Source organism: Sorangium sp. So ce426, from assembly GCF_051475585.1.
Taxonomy (GTDB): domain Bacteria; phylum Myxococcota_A; class Polyangia; order Polyangiales; family Polyangiaceae; genus Sorangium; species Sorangium cellulosum_B.
This window is the reverse complement of the sequence record NZ_CP150341.1, coordinates 7,155,158-7,169,612: the sequence shown is the minus strand read 5'-3', so window position 1 is coordinate 7,169,612 and position 14,455 is coordinate 7,155,158. Positions and strand designations below refer to the sequence as shown.

8 protein-coding genes are annotated in these 14,455 nt (G+C 71.5%); 4 read left to right on the top strand and 4 right to left on the bottom strand.

Going from position 1 to position 14,455, the window contains the following annotated elements; genetic code table 11:
• Positions 1 to 400: 400 nt before the first annotated feature.
• Positions 401 to 3,232, top strand: coding sequence for a DEAD/DEAH box helicase family protein (locus WMF44_RS26635; protein ID WP_437292847.1), 2,832 nt, complete (start codon positions 401 to 403; stop codon positions 3,230 to 3,232).
• A gap of 19 nt (positions 3,233 to 3,251) precedes the next feature.
• On the opposite strand, the gene WMF44_RS26630 is transcribed toward WMF44_RS26635, so the two are convergent.
• The 4 genes from WMF44_RS26630 to WMF44_RS26615 all read right to left on the bottom strand — a co-directional run bounded on the left by WMF44_RS26630 (position 3,252) and on the right by WMF44_RS26615 (position 8,268).
• Positions 3,252 to 4,019 (bottom strand): phosphotransferase enzyme family protein, encoded by a 768-nt coding sequence (locus WMF44_RS26630; RefSeq protein WP_437292846.1) that lies wholly within the window; start codon positions 4,017 to 4,019, stop codon positions 3,252 to 3,254.
• A gap of 113 nt (positions 4,020 to 4,132) precedes the next feature.
• Positions 4,133 to 6,142 carry a PAS domain-containing hybrid sensor histidine kinase/response regulator gene (locus WMF44_RS26625; RefSeq protein ID WP_437292845.1) on the bottom strand — a complete coding sequence of 670 codons (2,010 nt, stop codon included), beginning with the start codon at positions 6,140 to 6,142 and terminating at the stop codon, positions 4,133 to 4,135.
• A complete protein-coding gene (locus WMF44_RS26620; protein ID WP_437292844.1) occupies positions 6,132 to 7,262 on the bottom strand; it encodes a hybrid sensor histidine kinase/response regulator in 1,131 nt (376 codons plus the stop codon). The genes WMF44_RS26625 and WMF44_RS26620 overlap by 11 nt, the downstream gene beginning before the upstream one ends.
• Before the next feature lie 223 nt (positions 7,263 to 7,485).
• Entirely contained in the window at positions 7,486 to 8,268 is a 783-nt protein-coding gene (locus tag WMF44_RS26615; RefSeq protein ID WP_437292843.1) for a hypothetical protein, read from the bottom strand.
• Between the two features lie 294 nt (positions 8,269 to 8,562).
• Here WMF44_RS26615 and WMF44_RS26610 point away from each other — a divergent pair, with 294 nt between their 5' ends.
• Genes WMF44_RS26610 through WMF44_RS26600 form a run of 3 tightly spaced genes read left to right on the top strand, consistent with a single transcriptional unit; the run spans position 8,563 to position 14,323 of the window.
• On the top strand, positions 8,563 to 10,290 hold the full coding sequence (locus WMF44_RS26610) for a serine/threonine-protein kinase (RefSeq protein WP_437292842.1): 1,728 nt from the start codon (positions 8,563 to 8,565) through the stop codon (positions 10,288 to 10,290).
• Positions 10,287 to 13,076, top strand: coding sequence for an FG-GAP repeat domain-containing protein (locus WMF44_RS26605; RefSeq protein ID WP_437292841.1), 2,790 nt, complete (start codon positions 10,287 to 10,289; stop codon positions 13,074 to 13,076). Before WMF44_RS26610 ends, WMF44_RS26605 begins: the two co-directional genes overlap by 4 nt.
• Positions 13,073 to 14,323 (top strand): PEGA domain-containing protein, encoded by a 1,251-nt coding sequence (locus WMF44_RS26600; RefSeq protein ID WP_437292840.1) that lies wholly within the window; start codon positions 13,073 to 13,075, stop codon positions 14,321 to 14,323. The genes WMF44_RS26605 and WMF44_RS26600 overlap by 4 nt, the downstream gene beginning before the upstream one ends.
• Positions 14,324 to 14,455 lie beyond the last annotated feature (132 nt).

Here is a 14,455-nt window from a genome sequence, read left to right as displayed (position 1 = left end):
GTGGGCGCCGACCGCGACAGGTTACGCGGCCCGCCACGCAGCGCAAAGGCCCAGCCTGCGCGCCCCGCGCCCTCTGGAAGGTACGCCGCGCTCCTCGGGGGAAGCGGGATTGACATCGCTGCCGTTCGCCAGATAGCCTGAACAGGTTGGACGGACTTGGGTGGACTCATGGAACGGTAGTTCGGCCGGCGGATGGTTGGACGACGACCACCGGCTCGGGGGCCCGAACCATCGCGCGACAGGTGTGAGCGCGTCGCACGTCGCCTCGTGACCGACGTGATCCCACCGAGACCCCGACAAGGCACGCGGACGCCGAAAAGCCAGCCTGCGCGCCGGCAAGGATGCTCCGTGAGGTCTGGTGACGTGTTGTCGTGTCCGAACCTTCGAGAAGGTTGATCCAATGGGTGCCATCAGCGAATGGGATCGTGACTACAACCTCGTCGAGGCGAGGAAGCATCCGTCGAAGAAAGCCGAGGCGCCGCACCAGACGGAGGCCCTCGCGAGGCTCCGGGTGTGGTACGAGTCAGCGCCCACGCCCGATGCGGGAGGACTGCTCGTCCTTCCGACCGGAGGAGGCAAGACCTTCACGGCGGTGCGGTTCCTTTGCCGCAATCCGCTGAGCGATGGCTACAAGGTGCTGTGGCTCGCGCACACGCACCACCTCCTGGAACAAGCCCTGGATGGCTTTGGAAAGCGCAGCGACGGGGCCGAGGCGATGGAAGTCGGCTTGATTCACGAGCCGAAGGAGCGGCTGCGGGCGAGGGTCGTCTCGGGGACGCCGGGGCACAGCAAGATTGCAGCCGTCAAGCGCGATGACGACGTGGTGATCTGCACGCTGCAGACCGCCGTGCGCGCTCACCGCGAAAATCACGCTGCTCTGCGCGCGTTCCTGACCGCGGCGAAGGGGAAGCTGATGGTGGTGTTCGACGAGGCGCACCACGCGCCCGCCCCGTCGTACACCGAGTTCCTCCTCGCGCTGCGCGAGCAGGCGCCGAAGATGAAGCTGCTCGGGCTCACCGCGACCCCGATGTACAACGACAAGAGGGGAGAAGGCTGGCTGGCGAAGCTCTTCCCGCAGAGGATCCTGTTCGAGGTGAGCGCCTCCAAGCTCATGGCGATGGGCATCCTCGCCAAGCCGATCCCGATTCCATGCAGCACGAAGTTCGAGCCAAAGGTCGACGCCGGGCAACTTCAGCGGTGGCACGCGACCTTCCAGGATATGCCAGAAGAGATCATCACCCGGCTCGCGGAGAACCAGGAGCGTAACGACAAGATCTGGAAGACCTACGTCGACCGTCGCCAGGAGTTCGGGAAGACGATCATCTTTGCCGACCGGTGGTTCCAGTGCGACTACCTGCGCGAGAAGCTCCGCGCGCACGGCGTGCGCGCCGATGTCATGTACTCGCACGTCGAGGTGAAGCAGGGCTCTGTCGAGGCCCGAAATCAACAGTCGCGCGACAAGAACGCCGCCGTCCTGAAGAAGTTCCATGAAGGCAAGCTCGACGTGCTGATCAACGTGCGCATGCTGACGGAAGGCACCGACGTCCCCAACGTCCAGAGCGTCTTCCTCACGCGACAGACGACGAGCCCGATCCTGCTGCGCCAGATGGTCGGCCGCGCCCTCCGCGGGCCGAAGTTCGGTGGAACCTCCACAGCGAACATCGTCCTCTTCATGGACGAATGGCGCGAGGCCATCCAGTGGGCGCATTTCGATGACGTCTGGGGCACGGGCACCGACAGACCGAAGCCTGAGCCGAGAAAGAGAATGCCGCTCCAGCTGGTGTCGATCGCGCTGGTCCGGCAGCTCGCACGGTGGATCGAGCTCGGCGAGATCGCGCCGGCGTCGTTCCTCGAGATGCTGCCGCTCGGCTGGTACTTGCCCGAGTTCGACGTCGAGGTGTCGGGCTCCGAGGACACCGAACACGCGCGCCCGATGGTCCTTGTCTACGGAGACGAGAAGGAGCACTACGACGCGTTCCTTGTGCACGCGGCCAAGGCCGATCTCGGGCGCTTCGCGGATCCAGAGGTACAGTACGACGCCGTCGAGGCGCAGATGGAACGCTGGTGCAAGAAGTTCTTCGCCCACGCGGGCAAGTCCGCGAGCGGGCTCGGCATGAACCTGTTCCATCTGGTTCGACACCTCGCGCAGACGGGCGGGAAGCCTCCGCCGTTCTCCCCGTTCGAGCACCGCGAAGAGCACGATCTGACGCCGCTGGCGAAGGTCGCCGCGGCGGAAGACTGGGGGCCTGCGCGGACGCGGCAGCAGCTCGAGGCGATCTACATCGACGAGCGGCGCTTCTGGCGCGCGATGATCCCCACGTTCGATCTCTTCCGCGAGCAGTTCCGCATGCTGGTCGAAGCGGAGATCCAGCGCATGACGGGCGCAGGTGGCGCTCGTCGGGCGGGTGGCGTGATCGCGCCGGCTCAGCGGCTCGTCGATCAGGAGCCGTCCGAGCAGGTCAAGCGGGAGGTCATCCGTCGTGACGGGGAGCGCTGCCTCTGCTGCGGCGAGACGCGGCGAAAGAGGCTGCAGGTGGACCACATCATCTCGCTCTATCACGGCGGGACGAACGAGCCCCACAACCTGCAGACGCTGTGCTCCGTGTGCAACCGCGACAAAAGCATCAAGGAGATGCACTTCCGCAAGACAGAGACGACCCTGAAGTCGGCGCCACCGCTGAAGTTCCCGGCCGGATTCGACTCGGCGGAGCTCGACCAGCTCATGCTCGACATCCAGCGCACGATCAACATGTTCTACCAGTGCGCTGCGGTCGATGAAATCGAGATGAAGAGCAAGGGAGTCAAGCGCAGAGAGTGGCGCATCCGGCTGCGTTCGAACAATCCGCGTGCGTGGTTCGAAGGGCATATGGATGCCCTTTTTGGTCGGATTATCGAGGCGCAGAAGGACGGTCGAACCGAGCCAGTTCGCAGCATCGTTCTCGACGCCCCCGGACACGAGGACGGCTTCTGCGTCTACTCGAAACAGATCGGCGATATCCAACCTCTCCGCATTTCCGAGATCCGGCCGCGGATGTCGGTTGCGGTCTACTGGCCCTTGGGGCCGGGGGTGCCGAACGAGCCTCTCGCCGCCAAGGTGATTCGCGTCGACGCCCGGCGGAGAGAGGCACACGTCCGTGCGACGATCGGCCGCTTCGCGCGCGAGCTCACGAACGTGCCGTTCGATGCGCTGTTCGCCTCTCGCGCCGCGCTTCGCGAGGAGGAGCAGGAATGAACGCTCGCGCCCGGGTCCCTCACGCTGTGAATGCCCGCAGCAGCCGATCGCGCTGCGCCCGCAAATAGCGGATGTCCTCTTCGTACAGCGCAGGGTGCCCGGCCGCGATGTGCGCCTGGGACGCGACGTCGCCAGCCGCGGCATGCGCGCGCATGGAGGCGAGCAGCGCCGCGAGTCGGTCGGCCATGGTGTCGAGCAACAGGGGCCCTGGCGGGAGGCCATAAGCGCGGCAGAACCGAGCTGCGTGCCGCGCCTGGTCCTCGAGGCTGCCGGCGCTGTCCGGGTTGCTCGGCGCGTGCAGCGGCGCGAAACGGTAGACGGCATACGCCACGTCCCACACGCGCGGGCCCGGATGAGCGGTGTCGAAATCGATGAAGCCGACGACCCGGCCGCCGCGGACGACACAGTTGTACGGCGCGAGGTCGCCGTGACAGATCACCTCGGCCGGTGGGCGGGGCGGGAGCTGCCACCGGTCGTCCGATCCTGACACGAACGTCGCGCTCGCGTCGTGGAACCGGCGCAGCAGGATGGCGGCGGACGCGAGGAGCTCGGGCGTGCGCAGCTCGGCCGGGAGCGGGTTGTGTACCTCGCCATCGAGGTACGACAGCACCTCGTTCCCCTCGTCGTCGCGCCCGAGCGGCTCCGGCGCCGCGTCGAAGCCCGCCGCCCGGACGTGCCGCAGGAGCCGGTGGATGGCAGGCGTGGCCGCCGTCGCGGGCCGGTGGACCCTGTCGCCGCGCCGGCGCACGGTGTTGACGCCGCCCTTGAATACCTGCTCGTCGACCATGCAAAGCCCTCTCCGCCGGGGCGCCAGCTCCGCGGTGGCGGAGTCGGCCCCTGTTTCGTCGCTGGTTGCGGAAAAGCGGGTCTCCCCTGGTGCACCTCGACCGCCTCGGCGCGCTACGGCCGGAGGAGGAGCTCCTCGAGGACGGTGGTCAGCTCGTCGACCCTCACCGGCTTGGTCAGGTACCGATAGAACCCGGCCTGCTCGGCGCGGCGGGTATCCCGGGCCATCGCCGCCGCGCTGAGCGCGATCACGGGAATGTCGCGCGTCTCCGGCCACTCCTCGAGCTTGCGCATGGCCTCGTAGCCGCTCATCCCGGGGAGGTTGATATCCATGATGACGACCTCGGGCTGCCGCGAGCGCGCGAGCTCGATGCCGATCTCGGCGTTCGGCGCGGTGATCAGGTGGACGCGCTCGAACTCGGAGATGAGCTCCTCCATGAACGCGATGTTCGACGGGTTGTCTTCGACGTACAGGACCGAATGGCGGACGCCGCCGGGCCCGGCGAGCGGCGACGCCTCCAGGCGCGCATCCGCCTGCGCCGGGGCGGCGACCGCCGGCGGCTCCTGGTGCGCCGGAAGCTCGATCCAGAACTCGGACCCTTCGCCCGGTATGCTGGCGAAGCCGACGCCGCCGCCCATGAGCTCCGCGAGCCGCTTCGTGATGGCAAGGCCGATCCCGGTCCCCTCGATCGGCCCCGTCTCCTGCCCTGCGCGCTGGAAGGGCTGGAAGATCTTCGCGTGCTGCTCCTGGGGGATGCCGATGCCGTTGTCGATCACGCAGACTTTCACGACCCCGTCCTCGGGCAGCGACACCGCGATCGTGGCGCGGCCCCCCCTGCGGCCGTACTTGATCGCGTTCGAGCCGTAGTTCATGAGGATCTGCGCGAAGCGCGTGCGATCCGCCGTGATCTTCGGGAGGTCGGCGGGGAGGGGCGCGAGCGCGATCTCGATCCCGGCGCGCTGGGCCATCGGGTCGAGCGTCGTCTTCACCTCGATCAGCACCTCGGGGACGTTCACCGGCTCGATCGACACCGTGACGCGGCCCGCCTCGATGCGCGAGAGATCCAGGATGTCGTCGATGAGCTTGAGCAGGTGCTCGCCGCCCTTGAGGACGTGCTCTATCCGCTCCTTCTGCCGATCGGTGAGCGGCGTCTTCCTGTCGCGGTGCAAGAGCTGCGCGAAGCCGAGGATCGCGTTGAGCGGCGTGCGGAGCTCGTGGCTCATCGAGGCGAGGAACTCGCTCTTCGCGGAGCTCGCGGCCTCGGCGATGCCTCGCGCCTTGCGCAGCTCCTCCTCGCGATGCACGTCGCCGGTCATGTCCCAGAGGGTGCACACCGTCCCGCCCTCGGCCGTGCGGCGCTCGGTCGCGCGCAGGCTGCGCCCGTCGCTCGTGCAGAGATCCAGCGTGCCGTCCGGCTCCGCGTGGTAGGCGAGCATCCTCTCGCGGAAGGCGGCCGGAGGCTCGCCGCCGAGGGCGAACAGCCCCGCGGCGAGGCCCTCGCCGACGATCTCGTCATAGCTCCGCCCGATCATGGGGCCGCTCACCCGCGCGCCGAGCCAGTGCCGGTAGACGCTGTTGCAGAGCGCGAGCCGATCCTGCGCGTCGAACACGGCGAACGCGCCCTGGAAGCTCTCGACCGCGCTCCGCAGGAGGTCGCTCGTGCGCTGCGCCACGGCCTCCAGGCGCTTGCGGTCGCTGATGTCGCGGATGGCGCTCGAGAAGAGCGTGCCCCCCTCGGTCGTCAGCGGGCTGAGGCTGATCTCGACCGGGAACTCGCTGCCGTCCCTCCGGCGGCCGAACAGCTCCAGCCCCGACCCCATGGGGCGCGCCCTGGGCGCGGCGATGAACGCCGAGCGGTTCGCGACATGAGACCGCTGGAATCGCTCCGGGAGCAGGATCTCGATCGCCTGCCCGAGGAGCTCGCCGCGCGTGTAACCGAACATCCGCTCGGTCTGGACGTTGACGAACACGATACGTCCGTGCTCGTCGACGACCACCATGGCGTCGGGCGCCGCGTCAATGAGCAGGCGGAACGTGCCGTCGTCGAGCTGGCGAGCGCCAGGCCCATGGGGCGCCGGCTCGGGTGCTGACAGGCGTTCGACGGAGGAGATCTCATGGGTCATCGGGGAGCCTCACACAGAACACGGCGCCAGGGGCGTTGTCCTCGATCCGGATGTCGCCGCCGTGCGCCTCGACGGCCATCTTGCAGAACGCGAGCCCCAGGCCGCGGCCCGCGCGGTGGAGGGCCGGAGCGTCGCCTCCGAGCTGGACGAAGCGATCGAACACCTGCGCGCGCATCTCGGCGGGGATGCCCGGCCCCGCGTCCGCCACGCGGATCTCCACGTCAGCGCCGCGCTTCACGGCGCCCACGGTCACCGCCGTCCCGGCCGGGGCGTGGACGATCGCGTTCTCGAGGAGGTTCTCGAGCGTGCGGCGGAGCAGGTCCGGATCGGCCCGGACGGCGGGCACCTCGACGGCCTCGCGCAGCGAGAGCGATCGGGAGCTCGCGCGCAGGTCGAGCGCGGCGAACGTCTCGAGGACGAGCGCGCGGAGATCGACGCTCGTCCGCTCGGGGGCGAGCCTCCCCTCCTCGCTCTTGCTGATGTCGAGCAGGTTGTAGATGAGCCGCAGCAGGGCCCGCGCCTGGTCGCGGATGTGCCGCGCGGAGTCGCGCGCCTGCTCCGGGAGCGCGCGGTCCCGGAGCAGGAACTGCGCGTGCAGGTCCATGGTGCTCACCGGGTTCTTCAGATCGTGCACGACGAACGCCATGAGCCGCTCCTTCTGGAGCTGGAGGCGCATCAGCGCGTCGCGCTGCTGCCGGACGAGCTCGACGTGCTCGCGCAGCTCCGCGCCGAGCCGGCGCAGCCTCAGGGCGGCCTGGACCCGCACGAGCAGCTCCGACGGGCGGATCGGCTTCGTCAGGAAGTCGTCGCCGCCGGCGCGCAGCGCGCTGTCGAACGTGTCGACGTCGCGGAGCGCCGTCAAGAAGACGATCGGCGTGCTCGCGCCCTCGGGCAGGCCGCGGATCCGTGCGCACACGGCGAACCCGTCCATCCCCGGCATCCGCACGTCGAGCAGCACGCAATCCGGCTTGTGGCGCTGGAATTGCTCGATTCCCTCCTCGCCCGTGACGGCGAGCACGACCTCGTAGCCGTCGTCCTCGAGCGTGGCCTGGGCCAGAGCGCGGTTCTGTTCGTTGTCATCGACGACCAGCACCTTGGATCTCGGCTCGTGCTGTTCCATGCGGCCTCGGCTCCGGGCGCGAGGTTACATGAGCGGCAAGTGCCCTACCACAGCGTTCAGGTCATGGCGTCGACGTGTCGTTCGCGGGCAACCGCCTCACTGCGAGCGGGAAGCGCGAGGAGGAGAGACGCGAGGAGAAGGAGACGTAGCTGGACGCCCCTCGGTCCGCGGCGCTCGACGCTGGCGCTCACGAGGCAGAACAACGCATTCGGTTGCGACCCAATCAACGGACGACTGTCCTGGTGCGCGTCGCGCGCACCGCCAGCGCCGCGAGCAGCGCGCACAGCCACGCGACACCGTAAGCGGTCGCCGAGGACACCCGCGCGAGCCCGATGTGCAGCGCCACGAAGAAAGAGGCGAAGCCGAGCAGGCCACGCAAGAAGCCCGCGAGCAAGGCCACCGTGGCGGCCGCGCCGTGCCGGGGCAGGGTGAAGCACGGCAGGACGTTGCCGGTGATCGGGATCGCGAGCAGCAGCCCGCTGAAGCCCACCGGCGCGGCGCCAGCGCTGCGCACGATGCACCAGGCCATGGCCATCGCCGCGGCCACGCGGCAGGCGAGCTCGACGCGCGGAATGGCCACCACCGCGGGCGGCTCGCGCAGGCGTGACAAGGAGAGCGCGCCCAGGGCGGGCGACGCCAGCGCCGCGGCGCACGCGAGCAGCGGGGGCAGCCGCAGCGCGAGCAGCGCCGCGCCCACCGACAGGAACGCCGCGTTGGCCGCGAGCAGCGCCACGCCCCAGCGCCGCCCCCGCCGCGCGCACCAGGCGAAGGTGAGCACATGAACGATCGTGGCCGGGACGCACACCAGCGTCGCGAGCGCGATCGCGCCCGCGTGGGCGGGCGTCTCCTGCAGCAGCACGAAGCCCATGATCGGGCCCACGATCATGGGCAGCCCGGCGAGCGTGCCGCCCACCGCGTGGCCGAAGCGGCGCGCCGCCAGCGAGGAGAGCAGCACCGACGCGCCCACCAGCGCGAGCTTCAGCAGCACGAAGGCCCGCGCCTCCATCGATCGCGCCGCACGACACGCATGGCTCGCGGGGCCCTGTAGGGCCACGCCCCGTGTAAGACAATGCCAGAGGCTCTCCTGCTCGGCGCCTCGAGGTGGTCAGACCTCCGGCGCGCGCCTCGCGCCCCGCGGGGCCGCGAAGCCGGGCCTCGACGCGGGCGGCTCGGCGCCGAAAGGACGCCTCACGCTGCGCCCGCCCGCCGGAGGCCGGAGCACAGCGCGCCCGCCGGTTTGCGACGCTCGGTGGCTCTGGGCTGCGCCGGGCTCCCCGTGTACGCTCTCCGTGGCTTTCTCATGTCGACATGCCCTACGTGCCGAACCGAGCATGCGGACGGCGTCGCTGCCTGCGCGACGAACGTCGAGACGCTCGCGGCGGAGCCCGCGCCGCCTGGCGCCGATCCGGAGCTCGCGCCGGGAACGCCGGTCGGCGAGTACCGCGTCGAGGCCAAGATCGGGGCAGGGGGCTTCGGCACGGTCTACCGCGCGATCCACCCCGTCATCGGCAAGGCGGCGGCCATCAAGGTCCTGAGCCGCCAGTGCTCCGCGAACCCGCAGCTCGTCTCCCGCTTCGTCGCGGAGGCGCGGGCCGTGAACCAGATCAGGCACCGCAACATCATCGACATCTTCTCGTTCGGCGCCCTCGAGGACGGCCGGCACTACTACGTGATGGAGCTGCTCGAGGGGATGACCCTCGACGCCTACCGCCGCAAGCGCGGGCGCCTCCCGCCCGCCGAGGCGCTGCCCATCCTCGTCAAGATCGCGCGCGCGCTCGACGCGGCGCACGCGGCGGGCATCGCGCACCGCGACCTCAAGCCCGAGAACGTGTTCCTGGTCTTCGACGAGGACGGCGCGATCTTCCCGAAGCTGCTCGACTTCGGCATCGCCAAGCTGCTCGGCGAGTCGTCGAGCGCCGTGCACAAGACGCGGACGGGGCACCTGATCGGGACGCCGCTCTACATGTCCCCCGAGCAGTGCCGCGGCAAGAACGTCGATCACCGGACGGACATCTACTCGTTCGGGATCCTCGCGCACGAGCTGCTCGCCGGCGCGCCGCCGTTCGACGGCGAGAACGCGTTCGACCTCCTGATCAAGCACACGTCGGAGGCGGCGCCCCCTGTGTCGACCGTGGCGACGCACCTCTCGCCGGCGCTCGACGCGCCGCTCCTGCGGATGCTCGAGAAGGACCCCGCGAGCCGCCCGGCGTCGCTGCTCGAGGCGACCGTGGCGCTCGTGGAGGCCGCGCGCGGCGCGGGATACGAGCTGCCCGGCGGCCTCCTGCGGGCGAGCGACGCCGCCGTCGGGCGAGGCGCCGCCGCGCGGGATCGCGCGCGCGGCGCGGCCGTGGAGGCGCTGGACGCCGGGCTCGCGCCGACGCAGCGCGGCCCCGCCGCGGAAGCGAGCTCGGGGCTGCACGGGAACGAGACGTTGCTGCAGGGATCGCTGCCGAGCAACCTGGAGAGCAAGCCGGCCACGGCGTCGCGGCGGAGGGCGGCGCTCGCGGCGGTCGCCGTCCTCGGCATCGGCGCGGCCGCGGCGCTCACGCTGCACTTCGGGCACATGCAGATCGGCCACGGCGAGCCGGCGGCCGATGCCCCGCGCGCGCCCGCGTCGGCCGCGGCGATGCCGAGGACGGAGGCCGCGCTGGTCGCGCCGGTCCTGCCGGCTTCCGCCGCCGCCGCGGCCGCGCCGGAGTCGGCCGCGCCGTCTCCGCCGCTGGAGGCGACAGCCGCAGCCGCGGCGAGCGCCGACGCGGCGCCGCCCGACGTCGAGCTCCGGATCCAGGCGACGCCGAAGGAGCTCGAGGTATGGAGCGAGGGCAAGCTCGTCGGCAAGGCGCCGGGGCCGCTGCGCCTGCCGCGCGGGCGCGCCGTGAAGCTCACCTTCAAGGCGCCCGGGTACCAGGAGCAGGCGCAGGAGGTCCCGGCCGAGGCGGACGGCGCGATCACCGTGTCGTTGAAGAGGGTGGCGCCGACAACGAGGGGCGCCGTCAGGAAGGGCGACCTGGAAAACCCGTTCCAGTGAGCATGCGCGCGCGGCCCGGCTTCAGGCGATACGTGCGGGCGATCGGGGGGGCCGCGGCGCTGCTCGTCGCGGCCGCCGGCTCCGCCGGGTGCGTGGAGCTCGGCGAGATCTCCCCGGGCGTGTGCGGCAACGGCGTCATCGAGCCGTCGCGCAACGAGGACTGCGACTGCTTCGAGGCGCGCGAGCCCTGCGAGGTGACGACGCGGGATGCGCAGGGCGCCACCTCGACGAGCTGGTGCAACCCGCGCGGAAGCGAGAACGAGTGCCGCTTCGTGTGCAACGACGTGGACGCCGCGTGCCCGAGCGGGTGGGGCTGCGGGGTCGACGGCGTGTGCCGCGCTTCGACGGGCAATTTCAAGCCGCTCGGCGCCGCGCTGCCGCTCGGCGCGCAGCGGCTGATCACGGGTGATCTCGACGGCGACGGCCGCGGCGACCTCGTGGGCGTCGGCTCGACGAGCCTCGAGGCGCTCTATTTCGATGCGAACAGCACGGTGGGGACCCAGGTGTCGATCCCCTCGGCGGGGGACACGCCCGCGCTCGCGCGCCTCACCGACGACGAGACGACGGACATCGCGCTCAGCGTGGGGCCCGGCGTGGCGATCCTGAGCGGCGAGCCGGGCCGCACGTTCGCGCCGGTCCCCGTGCTCGCGTCGGTGTTTCCCCTGGGCTCGCTGCTCGGCGCGGCGTCCGAGACGACGACCCTCCGCGGCGCGCGGCTCTTGCCCGTCGGCAGCACGCGCGAGGACGGACAGACGTGGGTCGCCCTGGTCGTCGGGACCGACACGCGTGGGGCGGCGCCGGAGGATGTCATCGCCGTCGTGCAGGGGTCGGAGAGCGGCCAGCTGGCGTTCATCGATCGGCAGCGCGGGCTGCGCGACGTCGCCGGTCCGCTCGTGAGCGCGGAGCTCGGCGGCGGCCCGCTCCACGAGGTGGTCGTCGCCCTCGCGGACGACTCGGCCGTGCACATCTACTCGCCGGACGACGGCGCGCACACCGCGGTGGAGCTCCCGGCGGGCGCGCGGATCGCGGGCGCGGCCTTCCTCCGGGACGTGAGCGGCGACGGCGTCCTCGATCTGCTCGTGGGCGCCACGTGCGCGCAGCCTGACCCCCGCTTGCCCGCGGGCGCGCCTTGCTACGCGCTCGACGTCGCGGAGGGCGCAGGCGGCGGCGCGTTCGGCGCCATGGCGCCGTACGGCGATCTCTCGTACCCGGCGGGCGACATGAGCTCCGGGCGCTTGCCCGGCTTCGGGGCCCCCGTCGCGATCGGCGATCTCAACGGCGACGGGGTGATCGACATCGTGGACCCCGACGCCGTGAGGCTCGGAAAAGCTCGGCCGTCTCCTCCCTACCAGGTCGAGTTCGACCGGCTCGCGCCGGCGAACGGCCGGCGCTGGACCAGCGCGGTGATCGCAGACCTGACCGGCAACGGCGCGCCCGACGTCGTCGCCGGCTCCGCGGACGCGACGGATCTGACGTTCTTCAACGGCGTCCCCGGCGCAGAGGCCTCCGATTTCAAGCTCAACGAGCTCAAGATCCCGACGCTGGGCAACGTCTCGAGCTTCGTCGTGGGCGACTTCGACGGCGATCTCCTGCCGGATCTCTCGTTCGCCGAGAGCGCCGGGAGCTCGCTGTCGAGCGCGGACCACCCGACGCTGGCCGTCTGCTTCGGCCGGTACATGAAGGCGCCGGAGCCGCCGGTGCGGCTCGGCGCCTTCGAGGGGCTCCTCGACATCGCGGCGGTGCGGCTCCCCGAGCCGGACGACGCCGTGGACGACATCAGCGTGCTCTTCTCGCACGGCGGCGACGTCGCGTTCAGCCTCATCGAGGGCAGCAGCTCGCGGTCGCTGCTGCCGGCGCTACCGCTCGTCCGCCCGGGCGACGCGCGGCAGGCAGGCGAGCTGCGCGCCGTGAGGAGCATCGCCGGCCGCTTCGGGGGCGATCGGGCGGAGGTCGCGTCGCTGACGATCGCTCCTCCGAGCCCTGGCTCCTCCCGGGGCTCGGCCGAGCTCTGGCTCTTGCCGGCGGTCGACTCGGGCGTCATCGCCATGGTCGACGAGGTCAAGCACAGCGTCTCGCTCCCCGCGGAGCTCGTTCCCTCCCGGGAGCCCGCGTGGGCGCTGGATGGGGTCGCCGTCGATCTCGACGGCGATGGAACCGATGAGCTCGTCCTCTCGCTGCCGATCGAGGTCGCGGCGGAGGACGCGGCGGCGGAGCCGGGGACGCCGGCCCTGGCCGGCGCGGTCACCCTCGTGCGCCGCGGCGCGAGCGGCGCCTTCGAGGCGCCGGAGGCGGCCTTCTCGCCCGCGCCTCACACGCTGTACGCGGGGCTCCGCGCCGGCGACATGGACGGCGATGGCCACGCGGACGTCGTGGGCATCGCGTACGAGCTGGCGAAAGGGACGCGAACGATCACGGCGAGCCGGCTCGCCGTCTTCTGGAACACGGGCGAGGGCGCGCTCGACGCGCCGATCGAGCTCGAGGTGCCCGACCCCAGCCTCGTGGATCGGGCGAGCGACGTCACCAGCGCCGACTTCGCCCGCGTCGACGACGGGATGGGAAGGTCGCTCGTCGTGCTCACGCGCAGCGCGGCCTACGCGCTCGACGTGTGCGGCGACGGCGCGGCGGGCTGCCATGATCTCGCCCAGCTCCAGCTCCGCAAGCTGGACGGCATCCCCGGCGGCTCCGCGATCGCGACGTGCGACGTCCTCGGAGATGGGGTGGACGATCTCGCGGTGCTCAGCGACGGCGCGCTCCGCGTCCACGAAGGAGTGCCGATCCGCCGATGAAGACCTCGCTGTGCGTCGTGCTCATGGCCTTCGCGACGACCGCGCTCGCGCCGAGCGCGGCCTCGGCGGAGGAGGACATCGAGCAGGCGAAGGCGCTCTACAACGCCGGCGCCCAGGCCTACGCCGCGACACGGTACCGCGACGCGGTGCAGTCGTTCGAGGCGGCGTACAGGAAGGCGCCGCGCCCTGCCCTCCTGTTCTCGCTGGCCCAGGCCTACCGGCGCCTGTACGTGGTCGAGCAGAGCCCCGAGGCGCTGCGGGCCGCGATCGCGAACTACCGGCGCTACCTGGAGCAGGTCCCGCAGGGCGGGCGCCGCGCGGACGCGACCGAGGCCCTGAGCGAGCTCGGGGTGATCGCCGCGCGCCTCGAGGCGAGCGCTCCGTCGTCGCCCGCCGCGCCGGAGGCGGCGCCGCCCGACACAAGGCCGCGGACCCGCATCAACGTCACCTCGCCGACCGCGGGGGCCCGCGTATCCATCGACGGCGGCGCGCTGGCCGACGTGCCGCTGATGGCCGAGGTGCAGCCGGGCAAGCACCGGATCAAGATCACGGCCGACGGCCACGTCGACGAGGAGCGCGAGGTGGTCGCGATCGAGGGGGACATCCTCGGGATCGACCGGGAGCTGCGCGAGCGGCCGGCGCTCCTCCAGGTGAAGGGCCCCGTCGGCGCGCAGGTCACGCTGGACGGGCGCTTCGTCGGCACGACGCCGCTGCCGCTCCTCCAGGTCGCCCCGGGCAAGCGGTTCTTCGTCGCCACGAAGAACGGCCACCGGCCGTTCTCTCGCGAGCTGTCGCTCCGCCGCGGCGAGCGCCTCGTCATCGAGGTGGGCCTCACGAGCTCCTTCCAGCGGAAGATGTCCTATGGCCTCGTCGCGATGGGGGTCCTGTCCGCCGGCGTCGGCGTGCTGACGCTGGCCTCGGGCCTCGAGGAAGAGGACCAGGCGCGCGAGATCGCGGAGAAGCGCGCGGCGCAGGGGATCTCGGAGAAGGAGCTGGGCGACTACCGCGCTCACCTCGACACGCGCGACGAGCTCGCGAACGCGACCGTCGGCCTGTTCGGCACGGCCGCGGCGTTCGCCCTCGGCGGCTTCGTGTTCTACGCGTTCGACACGCCGAACCCGCCGCCGCTGCCCGCGCGCACGGACCCCGCGCCCGCGCGCACCGGCGGCCCGATGCTCGAGCTCTCGGCCGCGCCGATCCTCGGGCCGGGGCTCGGCGGGGTGGGGCTCGTCGGCCGGTTCTGGTGAAGGGACCGCAGCGCCCCGGGCCGCCGAGGGCGGCCATCGCGAGCTAGCGGCGGTATCTGGGAGGAGGTCGACCCGAGCGACGCGCGGCGCTGCGCCGGCGTCGCGGGCCCGCGGGGGAGGCGTCGAACGACG